Genomic DNA, 23,767 nt, shown 5'->3' on the forward strand with positions numbered 1-23,767 from the left:
GTCGCATACGCAGCCCCAACCCGCGCCGCTCGTGGCGTGCGGTGTCGATCCGCTCGGCGATCACTCGTGGCGCCGTGGCGCACGCCCGCCCACAAAGCTCACGGTCTGTGGCGTACGTCGGCCCAGCCAGGACTCGCCGGCCGAGGTGGCATCCCGGCAATGACGCACACGCCGAGACGCCAGCCCCGCCACGACTCACGGGCTGCGATGTAGATCGGTCGTCCCACCAGCACTCGCAGGCCGAGGCGGTACCCGGGCAACAGCGCACTCGCCGGGACGCCAAGCCCGGCGAGACTCTCAGGCCAGGACACTGGCCCGGCCGAAGCCGAGGGCCGATGTGTCAGCCGGACAGGTCCCGCAGGGCCGTGTAGAAGGCGTGGTGGCGGGACAGCTCGCGTTCGACGGGCTCGACGACCATCGTCGCCGACACGGAGGCGACCCGGCGCCGCATCTCGCGCTCGACCCGTTCCCGCTCCCGCGACGCCCCCAGCTCCACGAAGTTGCGGGACGCGATGCCCGACAGCGCGCCCAGTCCGAGCACCGAGGCCATCATGAGCCCCACCCACGGCAATGTCGCGCTGTCGACCAGCACCTCCAGCCCCTCCGGCAGTTGGCCGGGCATGATGAGGCCGACCGCCAGCCAGGCCACGCCGGCCAGGAACGCCGCCACCAGGACGTACTGCCACACCTTGAGCAGCCGCCACCACCCGGGCACCCGGTCGAGCTGCGGCGCCACCTCCGTGAGGTCTTCGGTCAGCGCCTGCGGCAGCTGACCCGCGCGGGACCTGGCCGCCTGGTGCACGGCCGTACGCCACACCGGGCTCATGCCCATGGACAGCCCGTCGGCCAGCGCGTGTACGGCGTTGGCGACCTCGGCCGACTGGGCGCTCACCGAGCCGGTCGTGATGCCGCGGATCTCGTCGCCGACATCCTCCAGACGCAGGCTCTTCAGCGGGTCGGAGCGGAACTTGTCGATCCAGCGCAGATACGGCCACCCGACCCACCGGCTGGACCGCTCCGCGTAGACGTTCTCCATGGCCTCGCCCACGGCCGGCACGCCCACCGCGTCGCACAACGCGTCCGTCAGCCCCATCCTGCGGGCCTCGTCGACCGTCGACGGCGCGGTCAGGGCCTCGCCCAGCGGCACGGCCTCAGCCAGACGCTGCTCCAGACGGTGCAGGTCGGCCTCGAGCTTTTGGATGGCGGCACGCCGGCGGGTGACGGCGGTCGCGATGACGCTCTTGAGGCTTTCGATGCCGCGCCCGCTGACCGACGAGGTGGGTACGACGCTCGGGTGCTCGACCCCCTCGCGGCGCAGCAGGTCGTTGAGGTCGATGACCAGCTCGGCCAGCTCCTCGGTGGTGAGCCTGTCGGCCTGGTTGAGCGCGAACACCGTCACCGCGTCATGCCCGGCCAGCTCCGTCACGTACCGCCGGTGCGTGGAGGCGTCGGCGTACTTCTGCGGGTCGAGCACCCACACCACCAGGTCGGCCAGCCCGATGAGCCGGTCGGCCTCGGTGTCGGTGAGCGCCCTGATCGAGTCGTGGTCGGGCAGGTCGAGCAGGATGAGCCCGTGGAGCTGGCTGTCGCCCTTGTCGAGCGCGCTGGCACGGGAGAAGCGGTGCCGCCACTGGATCTGCAGCCAGTCGAGCAGCGGCGCCGCGCCCTCAAGCCCCCACACGCAGGCGTGCGTACGGGCGGTCGTCGGCCGGCGTACGCCGGTGGGCGACAGCTCGAGCCCGGAGATCGCGTTGAACAACGACGACTTCCCGCTGCCCGTGCCGCCCGCGAGGGCGACGACGGTGTGCTCGGACGACAGCTTGAGGCGTTCGCCGGCCCGCTGCAGCAGCGCGTTGGCCTCGTTGAGCAGCTTTCTGTCGAGCCGCCCCGGGCCCTGCTCCACCACCTTGGTGAGCGCGGTCAGACGCGCGGCGAGGCCCGGCCTGGTGGTCATGGTGGTCATCGAGCGACCTCAAGGTTGTACGTTGCCTGGTAAAGCCGGGTCGCGACGGACTCGTCGGGAATGCCCGCGGAATCGAGCGCCCGCGCGTAACGCAGGGCCTCCTGATCGAACAACATGCCGATCCTGGCCCGCAGGTCGCTCAGCGCCTTGGCGCCGATGCCGCGCAGCGACTCCGCGCCGAGCAGGGCGTTGACCAGCCGATGCGGCACGCCTTCGCCGTTGCTCCCGTTGAACATCGCGACCATGAAGATCAGTGACAGCGAGTCGGGATCGAACGACACCAGTTTCGACACCGACCGCTTGGCCACGCCCTCCGTTCGTACGAGCTCGCTCAGGTGCTCCTGCCAGGACGCGATGGCCCGGCTGGTGTGCCGTACGAGATCGTCCGACGGCCTGTCGAGGCCCTCGCTGAGCTTGGCGCCCAGCTCCGAACGGTGCCGCCAGCGCGCGGCGACCTCCTCGGCGGCGCGGTTGGCGGCGGCCACGATCACCGACTCCAGGCCGGTGCGGATGGCCGCCTTGAACGCCAGCACACGTTCGGGCGCCTGCCTGGCGGCCCGGCCGCGCTTGCGCAGCCGCAGCGAGCGCATCAGGTCGCCGGAGCCGGTGAAGTCCTGCCAGCGGGCCAGCACCTCGCCGTGCAGCAGCGAGCCGTTCTTCGACGCCTTGTCGATCGCGCCGAGCGCGCCGAAGAAAGCCGCCTCCACGTCGCTGCGCAGCTCGGTCCTGAACGCGACCTGTGCCTCCAGGTGCTTGGCCAGCGCGGGTACGCGGGTGCTGAAGCTGTTGAGCACGCCGTTGAGCGTCTCGCGTACGGCCTGGGCGCGCCGCTCCTCGTCCACCGACAGCTCGGCCAGCCACAACCGCAGGTCGGTGACCTCGCTGTCGGGCAGCCTGCCGTCCTCGACCTTCGACTCGTGGATGACGAACCTGTCGATCTCGCCCAGGCCGTATTCGGTGAGCATGCGGACGAAGTGCTTCAGCACCACGTCGGCGGACCTCTGCTGCACCCGCGACAACACGATGGCGAGGCGGGCGCCGCGCTCCTTGGCCAGCTTCAGCAGATTCCAGGCGGGGGCGTCGGCGTAGCGGGCCGCCGTGGTCACGAAGATCCACAGGTCGGCGGCGTCGAGCATGCGGTGCGCGATCTCGTGATGCTCCTCGACCACCGAGTCGATGTCGGGGGTGTCGAGCAGCGCGACGCCCTGTGGGAGCTTCTCCGTCGCGACGATGACGATGCCGCGCATCCCGGCGTTCGGGGAGGCATGGTCGAGGCGCTCCAGGTTGCCGAGCAGCCCTCCCCGCGTGAACCAGTCGCGGTCCTCGGGGTGGCAGACCAGCACGGGGGTGCCGGTGGTGGGGCGTCGTATGCCGGTGCGGGAGACGTTGCGTTCGGCGAGGGAGTTGACCAGGGTGGACTTGCCTGCGCCGGTCGAGCCTGCGATCACGATGAGGGCGGGGGCGGTGCTGGTCTTGACCCTTGGCAGCACATAGTCCTCGAGCTGGGTCAGCAGGTCGGTCTGTGCCTGCCTGGCCTCCTCGGCACCGGGCAGGTCCAGGCCGAAGCGGAGGTCGGCGACGCTTTCCCGGAGTGCGCCGAGAGCCGCGGCGAGCGCCTTGGCCGCTTCCGCGGGCAACGCCTCGGTACGCGTTCCGGCTGCTACTCCGGGTCTGGTTCGCCCGTCCGCGGTGCGGGGGCCCTCTCCGTCTCCGGCGCTGGTCTCCTCGTCGCGCTCCTGCTGGGGCTCGGCGGGCGGCGGTTGCTCGCTCTCGCGCTCGTCGGCTTTGAGCTCGTCTGCTTCGGATGCGTTGGCTTTGAGCTCGGCCGCCTCGGGTCCCTCGGGAGACGGCTCGTCCGCTTCGGATTGGTCAGCTTCGAACTCGGCTTCGAGCCCGTCGGCTTCGTGTCCCTTGGCGGATGGCTCATCTGCCGGCGACTGCCGCTCCTCGGCGGACTCGTCATCGGCGGACTCGTCTTCGGGCAATGGCCGATCCTCGGCGTGCGGTTGGTCGGCATCGCCGGGCTCGTCGGCGTCGCTGAGGTCGCCGGCGTCGCTGAGGTCGCCGGCGTCGGGCGATTCCGCCGCGTCCTGCGATTCTGCCGCGACGTCGTCCTCGGCCGTGTCCGGCGAATCGTCCCCGGTCTGCGGCTGGTCTTCGCCGGGCTGCTCGTCGCTCAGCCGCTCATCGCCCAGGTTCCGTTCGCTCGGCTGCTCAGCGTCCGATTGCCCGGTGGTCGGCGCGGTCGCCGGCTCGTCCTGAGTGGGGGCTTCCTGCTCGGGAGGGGTCTCGCTGTTGGCCGGCCCGCCGCGGGAAGCAGGCTTCGCAAAGAGGGAGGGCCCACCGGACGGGGTCGGGTCGGCGGGCGGGGCGGGCTTGCTCGGCACGGGGCCGTGCCCAGGAGTGGCGAGCGTCTCAGGCGCGGAGCCGGCCGGTGGCTTCTGCGTGGATCGACCCGCCGAAGCGGGCCGGGGCTCCTGCGGGGAGCTGCCGGTTCCGGTGGAGGGCGTTCGGGGTGCGAAGAAGTTCACAGTCTCGGCGGGCTTCTCGGCGCCGGCACGGTCGGCGGCGGCCTCGCCTTCGGAAGCCGCACCCGCCTCCTCGACTGAAGGCTCCGTACGACCGGCCCGCCCACCACCGACCGGCGACTCCGGGCGGCCGGCTCGCGCGTCAACGGCCGGCGGCTCCGGGCGACCGGCCTGCCTTCCAATAGCCGGCGGCTCCGGGCGACCGGCCTGCCTTCCAACAGCCGGCGGCTCCGGGCGACCGGCCTGCCCATCACCGGCCGGTGTGCCTGCGGGACCAGGCCGTCTCGCCTCGGTCTCCGGCTCCGGGAGGCCGGTCCGGCCGTCGGGTTTGCGTGCGTCGTCGCCCCGCGGGGCCTTGACGCCACCCGGGGCGAAGGCGTCGAACGTATCGTCGTCGTCCCGCACCGGCCGGAAGCTCAACGTCTGCTCCCCCAGTGACTCCGGTCGTCCGTCATCCATGGCCGTGTTCACGGCAAGCGCTCCGCTCGAACCATCTCGACCTCCTGGCCGACCCTGACGACGTCGCCGACGATGACGATCGCCGGCGGCCGTATCCCAGCCGCGGACACGCGGTCGGCCACGGTGGAAAGCGAAGCGATAACCGCCCGCTGGGTCGGAAGGGTACCGTCCTGTACCACCATTACGGGAGTCTCCGGAGAACGTCCGTCGCGAACGAGCGTCTCGGCCACCTTCGCCAGCCGCTCGACCGCCATCAGCAGCACCAGCGTGCCCTGGGAACGGGCCAGACCGGGCCAGTCGACGGTCGACTTGGGGTCGTCGGGCGCCACGTGCACGGAGATCACATGGAACTCCTGGCTGACCCCGCGATGCGTCACCGGCACCCCGGCCGCGGCGGGCACCGCGACGGCGCTGGTGATGCCGGGCACGACCAGCACGGGGATGCCGGCTCGGGCGCAGGCGATCATCTCTTCGCCGCCCCGCCCGAACACGAACGGGTCGCCGCCCTTGAGCCGGACCACGAACTTGCCCTGCCGGGCCCGGTCCACGAGGAGCTCATTGATCGTCTCCTGGGACAACGACCGGCCGTAGGGCACCTTGGCGGCGTCGACCAGCTCGACGTCGGGGGCGAGCTCGTCGAGCAGCGCGCGGGGCGCCAGCCGGTCGGCGACCACCACGTCGGCCTGCGCCAGGAGCTGCCGCCCCCGCACGGTGATCAGGCCGGGGTCGCCGGGTCCGCCGCCGACCAGGGCCACGCCGACCGGTTTCGTACGGTTGCGCCGTGCTTCAACAGTGCCGTCGCGTAGCGCCTCGACGACCGCGTCCCTGATGCCGGCCGCCCGGCGCGGGTCGCCGCCCGCGGTGACGGCCACGCTGATCTCTTCGACCCGTCCCGAGGCGGGCGTCCAGGCGGCGGAGGCGTCCTTGTCGTCGGCCCGCACGCACCACACGCGCTTGGCCTCCGCCTCGGCGGCGACCGCGGTGTTGACGGATCTGTCGTCGGTGCAGGCCTGCACGAGCCAGGCACCGTCGCAGTCGCCGACCTCGTACGGCCGGGCGTGCCAGGTGACCCGGCCGGCGGCGATCAGGTCGTCGAGCGCCGGGGTCACGCTCGGTGACACGACGGTGACCTCCGCACCGGCCTCGATCAGCGCGGGGACACGCCGTTGCGCGACGCGGCCGCCGCCCACGACGAGCACCCGGCGGCCGGAAAGCCGCAGGCCGAGGAGGTAGGGACCCATAAGGGTAATCTCCCATTCGCGAAGGATGTGTTAGGAGGTAAACCTACCGGCTCTCCATCGCTCATTTGCTGCGCCTGAGTTAACGACCATCGAGAAGGGGCTGGCGGGGATCCCAGCGAGGCCCGCCCTCATCGTCCTTCCGGCGTCTGGCCATCGCTGACAGGGCCTCAAGGATAACGCGGTTCCCGAGGTACGCGGTGATGTCCGCGTGATCGTACGGCGGCGCCACCTCCACCAGCTCCATCCCCGCCACAGGCAGCTCGTAGCAGATCCTGCGCACCGCGTCGAGGAGTTGCCTGGCCGTGAGCCCACCCGGCTCGGGCGTGCCGGTGCCCGGCGCGTGGCCCGGGTCGCAGACATCGATGTCGACGGAGAGGAAGATCTGGTCGCAGTCGTCGAGCGCTATCGTGAACGACTCGGTCAGGACCTCGTCGAGCCCCCTTGCGACGACCTCGGTCATCTCGTACGAGCGCATGTTCCGCCGCGCCATCCACTCGAGCGTGGCCGGCTCGGGCCAGTAGCCGCGCAGCCCGATCTGCAGGAACCGGTCGCCGCGGATGGCGCCGGACTCGATGAGCCGCCGCATCGGCTGGCCGTGGCCGTACAGGTGGTGGCCGAAGGTGTGGTCGCCGGTGTCGGCATGGGCATCGAAGTGGATCATGGAGGTGCGGCCCGGCGCGTGCGCCCTGGCCGTGCCCCGCGCGTCGGGCAGCGCGATCGTGTGGTCGCCGCCCAGCACCAGCGGGATCGCGCCGGAGGCGGCGACGCGGTGCACGGCCTCCTCGATCGCGGCCAGCGAGCTCTCGACGTCGCCCGAATAACACTCCACGTCACCAGCGTCGAGTACGCGCAGGTCCTTCAGCGCGTCCACGCGCAGCGCCAGGCTCGGCCTGGATCCGTCGTGAGGCAGGTAGCACGCCTGACGCAGCGCCTGAGGGCCGAATCTGGCGCCGGGCCGGCTGGAGGTGCCCCCGTCGAACGGAGCCCCGATGATCACCACATCGGCGCCCTCGTAGCTCGCCGGGTCGCCGACGTCGCAGCGGTCCACCCCCAGAAAAGTGAAATCCGGGCCGTACATCGCGCCATAACGGGACAAGACCCGCCCTCCTTCACTCCGGCTTCTCGGTCACTCCCGCCGAGTCGAACGTGGCCACGTCATGCATCACCCGCACGGCCGCGCACACCATCGGATGGGCGAGCAGGCCGCCGGTGCCCTCGCCGAGCCTCATCTCCAGCTCCACCAGCGGGCGCAGCCCGAGGTGAGTGAGCGCGGCGGCGTGGCCGGGCTCGGCCGAGCGATGCCCGGCGACGCAGTGGTCGGGCACGGCCGGGTCCAGCGCGGCGGCCACGAGGGCGGCGGCGCCCGCGATGACGCCGTCGAGGATCACCGGGACCCGGGCCGCCGCTCCGCCCAGGATGAAGCCCGCGATGGCGGCGTGCTCGTACCCGCCGACGGCGGCCAGCGCGCGCAGCGCCTCGCTGGCGGACGACATGTCGCTCGGCAGCTCGTTCACCTGGAGGGCCTCGCGGACGACTGCCACCTTGCGGGCGTGCGTCTCGTCGTCGATCCCGGTGCCCCTGCCGGTCACCTCGGCCGCGTCCTTGCCGGTGAAGACGGAGATCAGGGCGGCGGAGGCGGTGGTGTTGGCGATGCCCATGTCGCCGGTGATCAGGCAGCGGGCGCCCGACGCCACCAGGTCACGGGCCACCGTGATCCCGGCCTCCAGCCCTCTGACGGCCTGGTCGACGGTCATGGCGGGACCCTGCGACAGGTCGGCGGTGCCGTACCCGATCTTGTGCTTGACCAGCCCGGGCGCGTCGGGCAGGTCGGTGGCGACGCCGACGTCGACCACGGTCACGGGCACGCCGGCCTGGGCGGCGAAGGCGTTGGCGACCGCGCCGCCGGCCAGGAAGTTGGCCACCATCTGCACGGTGACCTCCTGCGGCCACGGTGTGACCCCGCGGGCGTGCACGCCGTGATCGGCCGCGAAGATGGCCAGCGCCGCGGGGGCGGGCATGGGCGGCGGGCAGGCGCCTGCCGCGCCCGCGAGGCGGATCGCGATCTCCTCCAGCGCGCCGAGCGAGCCCCGGGGCTTGGTGAGGCGGTCCTGGTGGGCGCGAGCCTCGGCGACCGCCACCGGATCGGCGGGGCGGATCGCGGCGAGCGTCTCAGCGAGCACGGCGTACCTCCACTGACGGGCCTTCGCGCGGGAAGGCTGAGGGGACGAGGGGCTTACGGGACGAGCTGGAGCGCTTCCTCGTATCGGTCGATCACGACGTCGGCCAGGATCTCGCAGTCGCCGATCACCTCGGCGCAGCGGATGTCGAGATCGGGGTGTCCCGCGCCGTACGCCAGCGCCTGCGCCCACACACGCTCCAGCATGCCGCCCGCGAACAGCAGGTACGGCACCACGATCACGCGCTTGGCCCCCAGGCGGCGGCAGCGCTCGAGCCCGCCGGGCACCCCCGGAGGGGTGACGGACACGAACGCGGTCTCGACGGTCATGAAGTCGTAGGCGTGCGTCTCCCAGAACAGCCGCGACACCCGGTGGACCTCGGCGTTGGCGGCCGCGTCCGTGGAGCCCTCGCCCACCAGGACGACCGCGGTCTCCCCCGGCTCCACGTGCAGGGACTCCTCGATCAGGGCGTCGACGGCCCGCAGCCGGGGCCGGGCGCCCACGAGCTCGAGCGGGCGCTGTGGCTTGGAGATCTCGGCGGCGGCCTCGTTGAGCCGCTCGGCCAGCAGCGCGAGCACCCGGGGGTCGGGCCCGAGCGGGCGGCCGTAGTCGTACATCAGGGTCGGGTGCCGCTTCTGCTCCAGCTCCATGGCGGCGCCGAAGTCGTCGCTCACCCGGCTCAGGCTCAGCGGCAGCGCCACGAGGCGGTGGTGCCCTCTGGCGACCAGCGAGGCGACGGACTCGCTCAGCCGCGGCGTGGCCCGCTCCAGGTATCCGCCGGAGACGTCGGCGGCCGTCTGGTCGAGGCGGCAGCGGAGCCGGTGAACGAACCTACCGAACTCCGCTGCGTAGGCGTCATCGTGCGAGCCCTGCCCGATCAGCAGGAGCGGCGGCTTCATCGTGAGGGAATCTCCATTGCGGGGGACAAAGTCACGAGAGGATAACCGATGGGTGCCCGTGCGGAACAGGTCACGCTGCGTGCAAAGGCGTCGCGTGCACCACGAACACCGGGTTCGCGGCGCTCAGACGATGCGAGCCGTCGGGGTTGAGCGTCAGCTTCGAAGCCAGGATCTGGGTGCCCTCGCCCCGGTAACCGTGCTCGCGCAGCCGCTCCAGCACGGCCGAGACCTGCTCGACCGTGTGGAGCGCGCACACCAGCGAGCGCGGCCGGCGCGCCGCGCAGGCCACGACCACGTCAGGGCCGCCACCGCCCACGAACACCGCGTCAGGGTCCGGCAGCGGCTCCAGCGCCGGCGGCGCCTGTCCCCTGGTCAGCGCCACCTTCACGCCGTAGTGGAGCACGTTGGCGCGCAGCTTGGCGCAGGACTCCTCCTCACGCTCGACGGCCACGACGGCCGCGCCCATCCTGGCGCACTCCACCGCGATCTCGCCGGCGCCCGCGCCCACGTCCCACACCAGGTCGCCGAGCCGGGGACCCAGCTTGGCCAGGATGTACGCCCGCACCTCCGCCGGGATCCTGCTCTCGAACGGCAGTGCCCACTCGGCGGGACCCGGCTGTGCCCCCGCCACCCAGCTGGGCTCCTTGGGCTGATGCAGCGGGTCGATGATGAGCACCACGTCGGGGTCCTTCCACGGCCGGGTCGTGGCCTCGCCCATACGACTGTGCGTGACCCGCTCGTCGGGCCCGCCGAGGTCCTCGCAGACGATCAGCGCGCGCGGCGTGGTGGGGGCCAGCTCCCTGGCGATGTCCCCGGGGCCCACGCCGGGCGCGACGAGCAGCGCGACCTTGGGATGGGCGCGGCAGGCGTTCACCGCGCGGTTGAGCTGGCGCGGGCCGGACGGGGCGACGACGAGCGCGTCCTCCCAGTTGAGCCCGGCGCACGCGAAAGCGCGCGTGACCAGCGACGTCGCGGGCAGCACGTCCGGTTTCAAGCCGTGCGCCCGCAACGTGCGCACCGCGCCGAAGAATCCGGGATCGCCCTCCGCGATCACGACGGCGGGACCTTCGCCGTGTTCGAGGTGGTCGTCGAGTGTCTGGAGCAGCCCCCCGTCGGCCGCGGTCTGCGCCGTGAGCGTGAGCTGCCCGATGATGGCGTCGGGCCCCACGACGAGGCTCGCCTCGTGCAGCCGCTGCACCGCCTTGGCCGACAGCTCGGATCCGTCCCAGCCGACAACCGTGATCATTGCGCCTCACTCTCCTCCACTCAAGGGTGACGGTTGCGGAGGGGTTTCACAAAGGGTGCAAGGGTCAGTCCGGTGTGCCCTCAGGCCAGGTGGGAGCGGCAGACACCGCGCACCCTGGGCTCACCAAGTCTCACCGAGGCTCGCCCTGGGCGAGATCGGACGCGATGAGGCTGAAGACGACGAGGTCCTCGCCGGCGAGACTGGCGCGGGCGACGCCCTCGCGGCTGAATCCCGCCTTCTCGGCCACCCGCTGCGACTCCGGGTTGCCGACGGCCGCGCGCAGCTGGAGCCGGTGAAAACCCTGCCGCTCGAACAACCAGCGCGCGACCCCCAGCACGGCCTCGCCGGCATAGCCGCGGCCGCGGGCCCACGGGGCCGTCATGTAGCCGACCTCGGCCGTCCGGTTCGTCCAGTCGACGTCCCTGATATCCACGTTCACGGCGAACCGGCCGGTCTCCAGCGCTGCCCAGGCGATGCCCGCGCCTTGCAGCCGCACCCGCTCGGTGCTCTCGATGAACTGCCGCGCGTGCTCCTCGGTGTACCCGCGCGGCACCCCTGTCCTGGCCTGGGTGAGCGGGTCCGCCGCGGTGGCGGCCAGGTCGGGCACGTCGGCGGGCTCGAGCGGGCGCAGCAGCAGGCGCGGGGTGCACAGCTCCGTCCTGGGCAGCGTGGGCGCCGGGCCGCGGCCCTCGCCGCGCAGCAGGCCGAACACGACCAGGTCGTGCGGGCCGTCGTCTTCCATGACCGCGGAGCGCAGCACGCCTTCCCAGGTGAAGCCCCCTTTCTGGGCGACGCGCAGCGAGGCGGCGTTGTCCAGGTTGGCCGTCAGGTCGATCCTGCGCAGCTCGGTGGTCGCGAACACCCACTCGACCAGCCCGCGCACCGCCTCGGTGGCCAGGCCGCGGCCTCGGTAGAGGGGGTGCACGCCGTACCCGACCTCGGTCGTGCCCGCGCTCCACGAGGTCTTGAACAGGCTGATGGCACCCACCACGACCCCGTCGACGTCCGTCATGGCCAGGTGGACGCCCTGCCCTGACGCGCGCAGCTCGTGCACGCCGTGCGCCAGCCACTGGGCGACGCCGGACGCCTGGGCGGGGGCGCCGGGCGGGAGGAAACGCGCGCCGGACCCCACGATCGACCGGACCCTGGCGGCGTCCTGGGGGCCGAACGGACGCAGCGTGAGCCGGGCCGTGACGATGCTGACGTCGGGATCGAACACGGTCGGCAGGGTACACAGTCGCGATGTTTGCCCACGAAAGCGGGGGTAGGGGCCGCAGTTGAGAGGAGTGAGGGAATCATGCAGCAACGTGGGAGCGACAAGCACGGCCCCCGTCTGGACGACCAGCAGAAGCACGAGACCGAGGGCATGGTCCGCGGCGGCGGCACGACGCACGCCGAGGAATGGAAGGAGCCTGAGGACATGCCGGCGCCCGGCGAGCGGTCGGAGCAGTCGTATCCGCCCGGTCACGAGCCCGGCACCCCCGCCGGAATCACCCAGCGGGGCGTCGACATCCGTAGCGACCTGGCCAAGTGGCTCAGCGACTGCAAGTGGCCCGCGTCGAAGGACGACCTGGTGGGCCACGCGGACCGCGCGGGCGCGCCGGACCGGGTGGTGGACATGGTCGGATCCCTCCCCGATCGCCGGTACGTCAATGTGGCCGAGGTGGCGAAGGCGCTCGGACTCGGCGTGGAGAAGCGGAGGTGGTGACCGGTGCGGCTCGACTTCATCCGGCCGCTGTACGAGCGGCGCGGCCCGTACGCGTCGGTGTACCTGGGCGCGCTCACCGGCGCTGAGCGGGACAAACGCTGGCGCGGCATGCGCGATCAGCTCGACGGGGCCGACGCGGCGACGCTCGACGCGCTGGAGGGCGAGGCGAAGCAGGCGGCGGCCGGGCGGGCGATGTTCGCCACGCACGGTGAGGTGGCGCTGGCCGAGTCGCTGTCGCAGGCGCCGTACGAGCTGGCCGTGTGGTCGCCGCTGCCGCACGTCACGCCCATGCTCATGCAGCGTGGTGAGAACGTGCCGCACCTCCGCGTGATCGTGGACCACGCGGGGGCGGAGGTGACGGTGTTCGGTGGCGGGTCGCCGCGCCGGACCATCGTGGAGGCCGAGGAGTGGCCGCTGCAGAAGACCGCGCAGGGCGGCTGGTCGCAGAAGCGGTACGAGCGGGCCGTCGACGAGACGTGGGAGAAGAACGCGGTGGCCGTCGCGCACGAGATCGACGAGCAGGTGCGCCGGATCGGCGCGGAGCTGATCCTGGTGGCCGGCGAGCCGAAGTCGCGCTCGTACCTGCTGCACCATCTCGGCACGAAGTCCGCCGACCGGGTCATGATGGTCGAGCACGGCAGCCGGGCCGACCACGGCCAGTTCGAGAAGGACGTGGAGAAGGCCCTGGACGACTGGCTCGACCGCAGGCGGGCCGAGCTGCTCGAACGCCATCAGGAGGCGTCGGGCCCGGTCGGGATGGCCCGCGTCGCGCACGCCCTGCGCGAGGGCCGGGTGCATGCCGTGCTCTCACCGGGCGAGTTGCCGAAGCCCGTCTGGACCGGCGAGGGTGGCACCCAGCTCGCCACCGACCCGGAGGAGCTGCGCCGCTGGGGCGTGGACGACCCGGTCCAGGAACGCGCGGACTCGGCGCTGGCCAGGGCCGCGGCGATGACGGACGCGGAGCTGTGGTTCACCGACGACGTCAAGGACGTGGCGGCCGTACTCAGGTACTGATGATCACTTCCAGCGTCCTGGGGCCGTGCACGCCCTCGACCCGGTTGAGCTCGATGTCGCTGGTGGCCGACGGGCCGCTGATCCAGGTCAGCGGGCGGGCCGGGTCGAGCCTGGCGATGGCCTCGGGCACGCAGGAGACGATCTGATCGGCCCTGACCACGCACAGGTGGTAGTCGGGGACGAGCGTCTGCGCCCTGGTCCCCTGGCCGGGGCCGTGGTCGAGGACGATCGTGCCGGTCTCCGCGACCGCCACGGCGCAGCTGGTGACGACACCGTCGGCGGTGTTCAGGTCCTCCCACCCTTCGCCGCCGGGCCTGATCATGCGCCGCCCGGCGACGAGTTCGTCGATCTTGGCGGGCACCTCGGCGGCGGGCAGGACGTGCACGATCGCCCGGTAGTCGTCCACGCGCTCGGCGAACAGGCCGACCAGGTCCTCCACCTGCTGTGTCGTGCGGTAGTCGCGGGGGATCTCGACGTCCTCCGCGCCGGCGACGGCCTTGCCGATCTTGGCGAGAATCTCCTCACGCGCGCTCATTCCGCTCCCACCAATCTCTGAACGACTCTTCCGGGATGTCGGGAATGTCCCTGGTGTCGGTCCAGGCCGACAGCGGGCCGGGCAGCCGTTTCGGCACGAGCTTGCGCAGCCGGATGGCCGCGCGCTGAGCCTTGGCCAGCCGGGTGTGGTCGTTGAAGATCCAGCCGGCGACCTTCATGCCGGCCCGCTCGGCGGCCGCGTGCGGGGCCTTCGCCCGCAGGTCCACCAGGACTTCCGGGATGTCGATGGCGACGGGGCAGACCTCGTAGCAGGCGCCGCACAGGCTGGAGGCGTACGGCAGCGAGGCGTCCAGGTCCGAGCCCATGCCACGCAGCTGCGGGGTGAGGATCGCGCCGATCGGGCCCGGATAGACCGAGCCGTACGCGTGGCCACCCGCCCGCTCGTACACCGGGCACACGTTCAGGCAGGCCGAGCAGCGGATGCAGCGCAGCGCCTGACGGCCGACCTCGTCGGCGAGCACGTCAGTGCGGCCGTTGTCGAGCAGCACCAGGTGGAACTCCTGGCCCTCGACCGCCCCCGTCCACATGCTCGTGTAGGGATTCATCCGCTCACCCGTGGAGCTACGCGGAAGGAGCTGGAGGAACACCTCCAGATCCCGCCACGAGGGTAGGAGCTTCTCGATCCCGACCACGCTGATGAGCGTCTGCGGGAGGGTCAGGCACATGCGGCCGTTGCCCTCGGACTCCAGCACGACCAGCGTGCCGGACTCGGCGACCATGAAGTTGGCGCCGGAGATCGCGACCTTGCTCTTCAGGAACCGTTCGCGCAGGTGCAGCCGGGCGGCCTCGGCCAGGGCGGGAGGGTCGTCGGTGAGGTTCTCCGGGACCTTGGGCATCTTGTCCAGGAAGATCTCGCGGATCTCCGAGCGGTTGCGGTGGATCGCGGGGACCAGGATGTGGCTGGGGAAGTCGTCGCCGAGCTGCACGATCAGCTCGGCCAGGTCGGTCTCGTACGCGGTGATGCCCTCCGCGGCGAGCGCCTGGTTCAGGTCGATCTCCTGCGTGGCCATGGACTTGACCTTGACCACCTCGGTCTCGCCGGTGGCCTTGACCAGGTCGGTGACGATGCGGTTGGCCTCGGCCGCGTCCCTCGCCCAGTGCACGGTGCCGCCGGCCCTGGTGACGGCCTCCTCCATCTGGACCAGGTAGCGGTCGAGGTTGCGGAGTGTGTGGTCCTTGATCGCTTTGCCGGCCGCGCGGAGCTCCTGCCAGTCGGGCAGCTCCCCGACGACGCTCGCCCGCTTGCCGCGGATGGTGTGGGTGGCTTTGCGGAGGTTGTAGCGAAGCTGCGAGTTCTGTACGGCTTTCTCAGCGTTCTTTGGGAAACTTCCGGGCATCCCGAGAAATGTCGCGCTCACTGGGCCTCCTCCGTCGACGCGAGGATCTCGGCCAGGTGCATCGTCCTGACCCCGGTCTTCTGGCGGCTCAGCGTGCCACCGATGTGCATCAGGCACGAGTTGTCCGCCGCGCACAACACCTCGGCGCCGGTGTCCATGATGCTGCGGGTCTTGTCGGCGCCCATCGCGGCGGAGACCGCCGGGTTCTTGACCGCGAACGTGCCGCCGAAGCCGCAACACTCCTCGGCCCCGGGCAGCGGCACCAACTCCAGGCCCCGGACATGCCGCAGCAGCCGGGTCGGCCGGTCACCGAGGTGGAGCCCGCGGAGCGAATGACACGTCGGGTGATATGTCACCCGGTGCGGGAAATATGCGCCTACGTCGTCAACCTTCAGCACATCGATCAGGAACTCGGACAGCTCGTACACCTTCGGCGCCACCTCGGCGATCGCCGCCGCCCCCTTGCTGCCCGGGCGAGCCAGCTTCGGGTACTGCTCGCGCACCATGGCCGCGCACGAGCCCGACGGCGCGACGACGGCGTCGTACCCGGCGAAGACCTCGGTGAAGTGGCGCGCCAGGCGCACGCCCTCCGCGCGATAGCCCGTGTTGACATGCATCTGACCGCAGCACGTCTGGGCGGCGGGGAAGTCCACGTCGCAGTCGAGCCTGCGCAGCAGCGACACGACCGCCTTGCCGGTGCCGGGGAAGAGCGTGTCGTTCACGCACGTGATGAACAGGGCGACTCGCACGGCTCTCCTTCCAAGGCCACGCCCGATGACCGCCGATCCTTCGGCAGCCAACGAGCAGGGTTCCCGTTGGTATGGTCTGACCACAGTATGGTCTGACCATATCAGGGAGGCTTCGGTGGGCGGCGGAGACTGGCGTCCGGTCAAGCGCACGCGGACGTTCGAAGACGTGCTCGCGCAGATCGAGCGGCGCATCGCCGAGGACGGCCTGACCGCGGGCGACCGCCTGCCCGCCGAGCGCCAGCTCGCCGAGCAGCTCGGGGTCAGCCGCTCCTCGGTACGGGAGGCCATGCGCGTGCTGGAGACCCTCGGCGTGGTGTCCTCGCAGGTCGGCCGGGGCCCGGACGCGGGCGCGGTGCTGATCTCACGCCCGGACTCGGCGCTGACGGACCTGCTCAGGCTGCACCTCGGCCTGGCGAGTCTGGAACCGCGCGAGGTGATCGACACCCGGCACATGATCGAGCAGTGGGCCGCCTCCCGCGCGGCCGCCGCACGGGCCGACACCTCGGCCCTCGCCGCCGCCCTTGCCGGGATGGACGGGGCGCGGACGGCGGAGGAGTTCGTGGAGCATGACACGGCCTTCCACTGCGCGATCGCGGACGCGTCGGGCAACCGGCTCATCGCCGCCATCATGCGCTCGCTCCGCGACTCGATGCGGAGGTACGCGGTCGAAGCGGTCGAACGCCTCGGCGACACCTCGATCCTGCGTGCCGACCACGTGCGCATCCTGGAGGCCATCGACCGGGGCGAGGCCGACGAAGCCGCACGAGCCACCTCCGAGCACCTGGCCCATGCGTATCCGGCATTGTTCCCCGGTGAACACTGATCCCTTTGAACGGGCGACGCCGGATCAGCCGTACCGCTGACGGAGGGGGTCCCGCTCCGCCGGCATCTGGGCTCAAGAGCACGCCCCTGAGCGGTCACGCCCCACCGGTCGGCCCGGGCCGCGACCGCCCGCACCGCCGAGGCGTGAGGAGTCGACCATGGGCCAGGCCGAGGAGGCGCAGAACGACCTGCGTCATGTCGCGCGATCAGCCGGGGAGGACGCACCCACAGGCGACAGGGCCCTGACCCTGCTCGGGCGGGGGGCGCTGGCTGCGGACCTGAACGAGGTGCTGAAGCGGACGAGGGACGCCTCGCCCGCTGAAGAACATGCAGGCAATTCTGTTCGGCGGCCCGATCGGCTGACCTTCCGTCCCGGGAGCGTCGGCAACCCCGGCTTCTGATCTCTCGTCATTCCCGCATATCCGCTTGCCTGCAACTCGCCCCCGAGCACGCCACCATCCCCGCCAGCCGCTCGTCCAGACCGGCCAGCAGGACGGGATCGGCCTCGCCCGCCAGGTTCCGCAGCTGGTACGGATCCACCTGCAGGTCATACAACTGCCGCTCCCCCGTGTCATACCGCACGTACGTATACCGATCGGTTCGCAACGCCTGATAAGCCGGCACAGGCGTCTGCTTGGCCGACGCCCGGTTGGCCGGCCTGGTGAACTCGACCAGCACGTTCTTGCGCCACTTCGCCGGCGACTGCCCCCGCAGCAGCGGCACCAGCGAGCGTCCCTCCGCGAACGCCGGGGCCGTGGCCCCGGCCAGCTCGGCGATCGTGACCGCCAGGTCCACCGTGACGCCCAGGTGGTTGATCGTGGAGCCCGCCCGCACACCGGGGCCGCGGACCACGAACGGGACGCGGATCGCCTCCTCGAACGGGGTCGTCTTGCCGTTCGGGATCCGGTGCGTCCCGAGGTGGAAGCCGTTGTCCGAGGTGAAGATGATGTAGGTGTTCTCCAGCCGCCCGGTCGATCGCAGCGCCTCCACCACCGAGCCGACCAGGTCGTCCACGCCGAGCATGGCCCGCAGCCTGGCGCGGTGGCGCTCGTCGATCGCGTCGATCTGCGGCTGGTCGAGCATGGGCAGCTCACGCATCCACAGCGGCTCCAGACTCGCGTCCACCTGGTTGAACGACGGCGTCCGCGGCGCCATGACCAGCGGGAAGGCGGCGATGTGCCGCGCGGCCGGGTTGGCCGGATGGTGCGGCGCGATCGGGGCCAGATACAGGAAGAACGGCTCCTGGGACTCGGCGATGAAGTCGCGGCTCTTGCGGGCCAGCACGTCGGACAGGTAGTCCTCCTCGGCCCAGCCGTAGTCGGCGAGGATGCCGTTCTCGTTGAGCCGGTAGCCGTACTCCTCGTAGAGGTTGCGCACCGGCACGGCCCACTCGTCCCAGCCGGGCGGCACGTACTCCTCATCGGCGGTATCGCCGGGGTAGTGGTTGAGGAACTTGCCCATCAGCGCCGTGCGGTATCCGGCGTTCTGCATCCATACCCCAATCGTGGAACGTTCCAGACCTTGGGCATGAAAGCTGTCAAATCCCCCTTCCGGCGCGGTGTTGGTGAAGACGCCATGGCTGTGGACGTACTGGGAGCGCAGGATCGACGCCCTGGAGGGGCAGCACCACGAGTTCGTCACGAAGAACCGGTCGAACGAGGCGCCCTCGCGTACCAGGTGCTGGGTGATGTTGGGGAAGTACGCCAGCGTGCCCGCCTCGAGGTCGTCGGCCACGATGAGCACGACGTTCGGCCTGGGCGCGGTCGCGGCGACCACGGGCTCGGCGGCCGGCAGGAGCGGGAGAAGCAGCAGCAGACAGGCGACACGACGGAGACCTTTGACCACGGACTGTGATTTCCCCGGAAGATCCTCCATTGACACCCGCGCCCGCCACGGCCGTAATAGAACTTAATTCCGGAGGTGTCCTATGAAGCTCGGGCTCCAGTTGGGGTATTGGCAGCGCCACGCCGACGACGCGACCGAGACGGTCCTGGCGGCCGAACGGCTCGGCTATGACTCGGTGTGGACGGCGGAGGCGTACGGCAGCGACGCGTTCACGCCGCTGGCCTGGTACGGAGCGCGTACCAGCCGCATCAAGCTCGGCACGTCGGTCGCGCAGCTCTCGGCCCGGCCGCCGGTCACGACGGCGATGACCGCGATGACCCTCGACCATCTGACGGGAGGCCGGCTGCTGCTCGGTGTGGGCGCGTCGGGACCGCAGGTCGTGGAGGGCTGGTACGGGCAGCCGTTCGCCAGACCGCTGGCCAGAACGCGCGAGTACGTCGAGATCATGCGCAGGGTGTGGCGGCGGGAGGAGCCCGTCACCAGCGACGGCCCGCACTACCCGCTGCCGCTGGCAGGCGGCCTGGGCAAACCGCTCAAGCTCATCACCCATCCGCTGCGCCCGGACATCCCCGTCTATCTCGGGGCGGAGGGCCCGAAGAACGTCGCGCTGGCGGCCGAGGTGGCGCAGGGCTGGCTGCCGCTGTTCGCGTTCCCCGCCAAGATCGAGGAGATGTACGGGGAGTCGCTCGCCGGCGCCCCCGAGGGCTTCGACGTGGCGGCCATGGTGATGGTCATCATCTCCGACGACGTACGATCCGCGCTGGACGGCGTGAAGATGATGCTCACGCTGTACATCGGCGGCATGGGCGCCAGGCACCGCAACTTCCACGCCGACATCATCGGCAGGATGGGGTTCGCCGACGCCGCCGAGCACATCCAGGCGCTCTACCTGGCCGGGCGGAAGGACGAGGCGTTCCAGGCGATCCCGGACGAGCTGGCCGACGGCATCTCGCTCGTCGGCCCGCCCGGCCGGATCAAGGAACGCCTCGAGCTGTGGCGGAAGAGCCCGGTCACGAGCATGCTCGTCATGGGGCCCCGGGACGAGCCCTCGCTGAGGCTGATCCGCGACCTCGTCCAGGGGTAGGGCTGCTAGTCGGGGCGCGGGGCCGGGTCGGCGGTGACCGAGCGGAGCAGGGGCCTGCTCAGGGCCCCCGCGCCGATCACCCCGGCGAATCCGGCGACGACGCACGCCCCGAGGGTGATCAGCCCTATCGTGCTGACCTGCCCCATCATGAACGGCACGGCGCAGAACGCTCCCACCAGGATCGCCCCGCCGCCCATGACCGTCAGCGGGATGAGCGTCTCCGCGCGGCGGGCCCGATCCAGCACTTCCAGCGGCGTGCCGGCCAGCCGCAGCAGCCCGTACGTCTGCCGCCGGTCCAGGATCGACGACGCGGCCGTGATGCCCGCGCTGGCGATGGCCACCAGGAACGACACCGACAACACCACGATCGTGCCCACGCGGACGTCGGTCAGGATCTCGCTGCCGGACCGCTGGTCGTCGGCCTCCGTCGTGGGCGTGCGGCCGGGGACGAGCCCGGTGAGCGCCGTACGGGCCCGGTCCAGCGTGGCCGCGTCCGCGGAGCTGCCCAGGGCGGCGACGACGGCCTGCTTCGACGGTTGCACGGTGGCCGTCACCCCGGCTGCCGCCAGCCGCTCCCTGGCCTCCTCGGCGACCTGCGTCACCTGGCCGGACGGCGCGGTGACCCGCAGCTGGGGAGGCGCTGCTTCGCCGGCGAACACGCCCGGGCTGAGCAGGCCGAGGAAGCCCGCCACGAAGCCGGTCAAGGCCACACCGCTGACCGTGCGCCAGGCCGAGCGCGGATCGTCCACCAGCCGGCGGCCGGCGAGCAGCCGAGCCGGGCCGCGGGCGGCGCGCGCCGTGATCCGGCCGATCAGGCCGACCACCCACGGGCCCACCAGGTTGATGCAGAGGAACGCCAGGGCGAGCGCCACCGCGACGATCCCGACGCCGGTGCCCCTGGTCAGCAGCGGGAAGACGGCCAGCACCACGAACAGGGCGAGCACCCTGACGAACCGCAGCGCCGGCGGCGTCTCCCGCTTGGCCACGCCAAGCGGGCTCACCACGACCCGCCGCAGCCCGGCCACCGCCGACAACCCCACCAGCAGCGGCACCGCGACCAGCACCCCGGCCAGCGCGAGCGGGCTCGGGAACAGGTCCCCGGCGAACCACGGGCCACCCTGCATCTCGATCCCGGCCAGCAGCGGCACGGCCAGGGCGAAGACGGCGGCGCCCGCGAGCGCGCCGGCCAGCGCCACGATCATCGCCTCGGCCACCGTCATCGCCACCACCTGGCCCGGCGTCGCACCGACCAGCCTGAGCGCGGCCAGCCGCTGGTCGCGCCTGGCCACCGTGAGCCGGGCCGCCGCACCGCCGAACACCAGCAGCGGCACCACCATGAGCACGCTCGCGATCAGCGCGAGCGCCCGGTACGCCTCGGCGTCCTCGCTCGGGGTGCCCGCCAGGCTGGACACCTTGACCGGCGGCTTGGCGATGATCCGGTCGTCGCTGCGTGGCGCGGTCATCTCCAGCGCGTCCGGCTCGTGGCCGACGACCGCGACCAGCTCGTCCGGATGCACCAGGGCCTCGTCGCCGAGCACGCCCTCCGGATCCGGGTACCGCTTGGCGAGCTGGTCGGCGGGGAGTTGCCTGGCCAGCTCGGCGAGCGCGGGTGACAGCCATACCTCACCCGGCCGTGGGAAACGCGGCATTCCGGGCGGAGCGGGCACGCCTTGCTTCAATGCGGCCAGGTCGACCACGGGGATCGCCTGGTCGCGTACGTAGTCGTAGCGCGAGGCTTCGATCGCCACCGCGTCCGACTCTGCGGGGCCCGACGCGGCGGGGACCGGGTTACGCCAGGCGCCGCGCTCGGCCCTGGCGTCGAAGGCGAAGTTCGCGGCCACGGCGAACAGCAACAGCGCCGTGGACACGGCGACCGCGCCCAGCGTGAGCCAGGTGCCCAGCAGGCCCCTGCGGCCGCCGCCCTTGATCAGCCGCCACGTCAGATCGAGGTTCACGCGCGTACCCCGGTCGACACGAGCCGGCCGTCGCGGACCTCGACCGTGCGGTCGCACCAGGCGGCCACGTTCGGGTCGTGGGTGACCACGATCAGCGAGGCGTCGTTGTGCTTGGTCGCCTCCACGAGCAGGCGCATCGTGTCCTGCCCGGTCTGCTGGTCGAGCGCTCCGGTGGGCTCGTCGGCGAACACCACGGCCGGCTTGGTCACCAGCGCCCTGGCGATGGCCACCCGCTGCGCCTGCCCGCCCGACAGCTCGCCCGGCCGCCTGGACTCCATCGTGTGCAGGCCGAGCGGCGCGAACCACTCGCGCGCCTGCCGTACCGCCTGGGGTCTGGGCACACCGCCGAGCATGAGCGGGAGCGCCACGTTCTCCTCGGCGGGCAGCTCCGGCAGGAGCTGCCCGAACTGGAAGACGAACCCGAAGCGGGTGCGGCGCAGCGCGCTGCGCTTGCGCTCCCCCATCGCGTCGATGCGCTGCCCGAGCAGGTGCACCTCACCCGCGTCCGGCTTCATGATCCCGGCCAGGCAGTGGAGCAGGGTCGACTTGCCGGAACCGCTCGGCCCCATGATCGCCACGGCTTCACCGGCCCGTACCGTGATGTCCACGCCGCCCAGGGCGACCGTCTGCCCGAACCTCTTGACCAGGGCTCGTCCAACAAGCACATCGTTCATGGCGTACAGACTCCCGGCGGGCCGGGGTGCGGGGGATCGGCCGTGCGTCCATAACGGCATCGGCCGAACGACTGATCTCTAGAGTTGGGGCCGTGACTATTCGGGTTCTCATCGCCGACGACCAGCAACTGGTACGCACCGGCTTCCAGATGATTTTGGACGCTCAACCGGACATGGAGGTCGTCGCGGCGGTGGCCGACGGGGCCGAGGCCGTCGCCGAGGCCAGGCGGCTGCGGCCGGACGTGTGCCTGCTCGACATCAGGATGCCCAAGCTCGACGGGATCGAGGTCACCCGGATCCTGGCCGGTCCCGGCGTGGAGAACCCGCTGCGGGTGGTCATCGTCACGACGTTCGACCTGGACGAGTACGTGTACGGGGCGCTGCGCTCGGGCGCGACCGGGTTCCTGCTCAAGGACAGCGGGCCCACGTTGCTGATCGAGGCGGTCAGGGCGGCCGCGGCGGGCGACGCGCTGGTGTCGCCGTCGGTGACGGTACGGCTGCTGCAGCACCTGACCCAGCCACCCCCACGGGCCGCGGTCCCGGCGAACGGCCCGTTGACCGACCGCGAGCTGGACGTCGTCCGGCTGGTGGCCAGGGGACGCACCAACCAGGAGGTCGCCGCGGAGTTGTTCGTGTCCCTGTCGACGGTCAAGACACACCTGGGGAGCATCCAGGCCAAACTCGGTGTCAGAAATCGAGTGGGAATCGCGGCTTGGGCGTGGGAATCCGGCGTGGTGAGCTGATTAACGGCGGGGCTGCCGGGATACAAGTGAATCAGAACCTCAGCGCATGGCCCGGGGGGAGAACATCGTGCGCTACACCCAGGCACCGCCTACCAGAGCCGCCTCTGCCGTATATGTGACGCTTGCCGCGCAGATCCTCTCCCTTGTCGCCCTCGTGATCTTCGAACACACCCGCGGGCACCGGCTCGCCGCCCAGCTCGCCGAGTTCGGCGGGCGGCCGCACGGGGCCGACGCGGAGGCGGTCGTGGGGGCCGTGACGGTGTTCGCGCTGCTGATGATGCTGGTGGCGGGCACCTCGATCGCGGCGGGCGCCGCCTTCGTGACGTGGCTGGTACGCGCCAGGCAGGCCAATGACCGCTCGGCCCCGACGGGTCCTGTCGCGGCCGCGTGGCTGATTCCCGGCGTCAACCTGGTCGCTCCCGTGGTGCTGATCGACGAGGTGTGGCGGAGGGCCAGGCCGCCCGCGGGGCAGCGGGGGCGGTGGTTGTCGCTGCTCGCGGGGTGGTGGGCGAGCTGGCTGGCGACGCTCGCGCTGATCACCGTCCGGCTGCCGCTCGACGCGTCCGCCGGGGATCTGACGGGGATGGGGGTGCTGGAGCTGGGATGCGCGGCGGTGGCGGCGGTCTTGTGCGCGTGCACCGTGCGGGAGCTGACCCGGCTGCAGCGTGCCGCCCGTTCACCGCTCGCCACCATTCGCACGTTCTCCCGCCGGACCCAGCCTGCCCGGGGCTCCACACCGCTCGGCCGCACCAGCTGAGCCCGCCGCCA

Annotated in this window: 21 protein-coding genes; 7 read left to right on the forward strand and 14 right to left on the reverse strand. The window is 71.6% G+C overall.

The window, feature by feature from the left end:
- Positions 1 to 340: 340 nt before the first annotated feature.
- The 8 genes from ETD86_RS26515 to ETD86_RS26550 all read right to left on the reverse strand — a co-directional run bounded on the left by ETD86_RS26515 (position 341) and on the right by ETD86_RS26550 (position 11,732).
- Positions 341 to 1,963, reverse strand: coding sequence for a GTP-binding protein (locus ETD86_RS26515; protein WP_138668884.1), 1,623 nt, complete (start codon positions 1,961 to 1,963; stop codon positions 341 to 343).
- On the reverse strand, positions 1,960 to 4,950 hold the full coding sequence (locus tag ETD86_RS58350) for a dynamin family protein (RefSeq protein WP_138668885.1): 2,991 nt from the start codon (positions 4,948 to 4,950) through the stop codon (positions 1,960 to 1,962). Before ETD86_RS58350 ends, ETD86_RS26515 begins: the two co-directional genes overlap by 4 nt.
- An 8-nt stretch (positions 4,951 to 4,958) precedes the next feature.
- On the reverse strand, positions 4,959 to 6,191 hold the full coding sequence (gene cobA / locus ETD86_RS26525) for a uroporphyrinogen-III C-methyltransferase (RefSeq protein WP_138668886.1): 1,233 nt from the start codon (positions 6,189 to 6,191) through the stop codon (positions 4,959 to 4,961).
- A 79-nt stretch (positions 6,192 to 6,270) separates the two neighbouring features.
- Positions 6,271 to 7,287, reverse strand: a complete 1,017-nt coding sequence (gene speB / locus ETD86_RS26530) for an agmatinase (RefSeq protein WP_138668887.1) — start codon at positions 7,285 to 7,287, stop codon at positions 6,271 to 6,273.
- Positions 7,288 to 7,300: 13 nt separating this feature from the next.
- Complete coding sequence (gene cobT, locus ETD86_RS26535; protein WP_138668888.1) at positions 7,301 to 8,371, reverse strand: nicotinate-nucleotide--dimethylbenzimidazole phosphoribosyltransferase; 1,071 nt, start codon at positions 8,369 to 8,371, stop codon at positions 7,301 to 7,303.
- A 53-nt stretch (positions 8,372 to 8,424) separates the two neighbouring features.
- Complete coding sequence (locus tag ETD86_RS26540) at positions 8,425 to 9,267, reverse strand: sirohydrochlorin chelatase (RefSeq protein ID WP_138668889.1); 843 nt, start codon at positions 9,265 to 9,267, stop codon at positions 8,425 to 8,427.
- A gap of 70 nt (positions 9,268 to 9,337) precedes the next feature.
- A complete protein-coding gene (locus ETD86_RS26545) occupies positions 9,338 to 10,513 on the reverse strand; it encodes a bifunctional cobalt-precorrin-7 (C(5))-methyltransferase/cobalt-precorrin-6B (C(15))-methyltransferase (protein ID WP_138668890.1) in 1,176 nt (391 codons plus the stop codon).
- A gap of 130 nt (positions 10,514 to 10,643) precedes the next feature.
- Positions 10,644 to 11,732 (reverse strand): GNAT family N-acetyltransferase, encoded by a 1,089-nt coding sequence (locus tag ETD86_RS26550; RefSeq protein ID WP_170223278.1) that lies wholly within the window; start codon positions 11,730 to 11,732, stop codon positions 10,644 to 10,646.
- 78 nt (positions 11,733 to 11,810) lie between these two features.
- Here ETD86_RS26550 and ETD86_RS26555 point away from each other — a divergent pair, with 78 nt between their 5' ends.
- Entirely contained in the window at positions 11,811 to 12,221 is a 411-nt protein-coding gene (locus tag ETD86_RS26555; RefSeq protein WP_138668892.1) for a DUF2795 domain-containing protein, read from the forward strand.
- Positions 12,222 to 12,224: 3 nt separating this feature from the next.
- On the forward strand, positions 12,225 to 13,235 hold the full coding sequence (locus tag ETD86_RS26560) for a baeRF2 domain-containing protein (protein WP_138668893.1): 1,011 nt from the start codon (positions 12,225 to 12,227) through the stop codon (positions 13,233 to 13,235).
- On the opposite strand, the gene ETD86_RS26565 is transcribed toward ETD86_RS26560, so the two are convergent.
- The 3 genes from ETD86_RS26565 to ETD86_RS26575 are packed head-to-tail and all read right to left on the reverse strand — an operon-like array spanning position 13,225 to position 15,876.
- Positions 13,225 to 13,770: a LutC/YkgG family protein gene (locus ETD86_RS26565; RefSeq protein ID WP_138668894.1), complete on the reverse strand. Its 546-nt coding sequence runs from the start codon at positions 13,768 to 13,770 to the stop codon at positions 13,225 to 13,227. The genes ETD86_RS26560 and ETD86_RS26565 overlap by 11 nt on opposite strands.
- On the reverse strand, positions 13,757 to 15,148 hold the full coding sequence (locus tag ETD86_RS26570; protein ID WP_138668895.1) for a lactate utilization protein B: 1,392 nt from the start codon (positions 15,146 to 15,148) through the stop codon (positions 13,757 to 13,759). The genes ETD86_RS26565 and ETD86_RS26570 overlap by 14 nt, the downstream gene beginning before the upstream one ends.
- On the reverse strand, positions 15,145 to 15,876 hold the full coding sequence (locus ETD86_RS26575; RefSeq protein WP_138668896.1) for a (Fe-S)-binding protein: 732 nt from the start codon (positions 15,874 to 15,876) through the stop codon (positions 15,145 to 15,147). The genes ETD86_RS26570 and ETD86_RS26575 overlap by 4 nt, the downstream gene beginning before the upstream one ends.
- Positions 15,877 to 15,991: 115 nt before the next feature.
- On the opposite strand from ETD86_RS26575, the gene ETD86_RS26580 reads away from it, so the two are divergent.
- Together ETD86_RS26580 and ETD86_RS26585 are read left to right on the forward strand one after the other, a co-directional pair.
- A complete protein-coding gene (locus ETD86_RS26580; protein WP_246148205.1) occupies positions 15,992 to 16,699 on the forward strand; it encodes a FadR/GntR family transcriptional regulator in 708 nt (235 codons plus the stop codon).
- 157 nt (positions 16,700 to 16,856) lie between these two features.
- Complete coding sequence (locus tag ETD86_RS26585; RefSeq protein ID WP_138668898.1) at positions 16,857 to 17,099, forward strand: hypothetical protein; 243 nt, start codon at positions 16,857 to 16,859, stop codon at positions 17,097 to 17,099.
- Between the two features lie 7 nt (positions 17,100 to 17,106).
- On the opposite strand, the gene ETD86_RS26590 is transcribed toward ETD86_RS26585, so the two are convergent.
- Positions 17,107 to 18,543, reverse strand: coding sequence for a sulfatase family protein (locus ETD86_RS26590; protein WP_246148208.1), 1,437 nt, complete (start codon positions 18,541 to 18,543; stop codon positions 17,107 to 17,109).
- An 82-nt stretch (positions 18,544 to 18,625) separates the two neighbouring features.
- Between ETD86_RS26590 and ETD86_RS26595 the strand changes: the two genes are divergently transcribed.
- Positions 18,626 to 19,627, forward strand: a complete 1,002-nt coding sequence (locus ETD86_RS26595; RefSeq protein WP_138668900.1) for an LLM class F420-dependent oxidoreductase — start codon at positions 18,626 to 18,628, stop codon at positions 19,625 to 19,627.
- A 5-nt stretch (positions 19,628 to 19,632) separates the two neighbouring features.
- Here ETD86_RS26595 and ETD86_RS26600 read toward each other — a convergent pair whose 3' ends face one another.
- Together ETD86_RS26600 and ETD86_RS26605 are read right to left on the reverse strand one after the other, a co-directional pair.
- A complete protein-coding gene (locus ETD86_RS26600; RefSeq protein ID WP_138668901.1) occupies positions 19,633 to 21,582 on the reverse strand; it encodes an FtsX-like permease family protein in 1,950 nt (649 codons plus the stop codon).
- On the reverse strand, positions 21,579 to 22,256 hold the full coding sequence (locus ETD86_RS26605; RefSeq protein ID WP_138668902.1) for an ABC transporter ATP-binding protein: 678 nt from the start codon (positions 22,254 to 22,256) through the stop codon (positions 21,579 to 21,581). Before ETD86_RS26605 ends, ETD86_RS26600 begins: the two co-directional genes overlap by 4 nt.
- 92 nt (positions 22,257 to 22,348) lie before the next feature.
- Between ETD86_RS26605 and ETD86_RS26610 the strand changes: the two genes are divergently transcribed.
- Both ETD86_RS26610 and ETD86_RS26615 read left to right on the forward strand, forming a co-directional pair.
- Positions 22,349 to 22,999, forward strand: coding sequence for a response regulator transcription factor (locus tag ETD86_RS26610; RefSeq protein ID WP_138668903.1), 651 nt, complete (start codon positions 22,349 to 22,351; stop codon positions 22,997 to 22,999).
- Positions 23,000 to 23,045: 46 nt separating this feature from the next.
- Entirely contained in the window at positions 23,046 to 23,756 is a 711-nt protein-coding gene (locus ETD86_RS26615; RefSeq protein WP_138668904.1) for a DUF4328 domain-containing protein, read from the forward strand.
- Positions 23,757 to 23,767: the final 11 nt, after the last annotated feature.

The sequence above is a fragment of the Nonomuraea turkmeniaca genome, from assembly GCF_005889735.1.
Taxonomy (GTDB): Bacteria; Actinomycetota; Actinomycetes; order Streptosporangiales; family Streptosporangiaceae; genus Nonomuraea; species Nonomuraea turkmeniaca.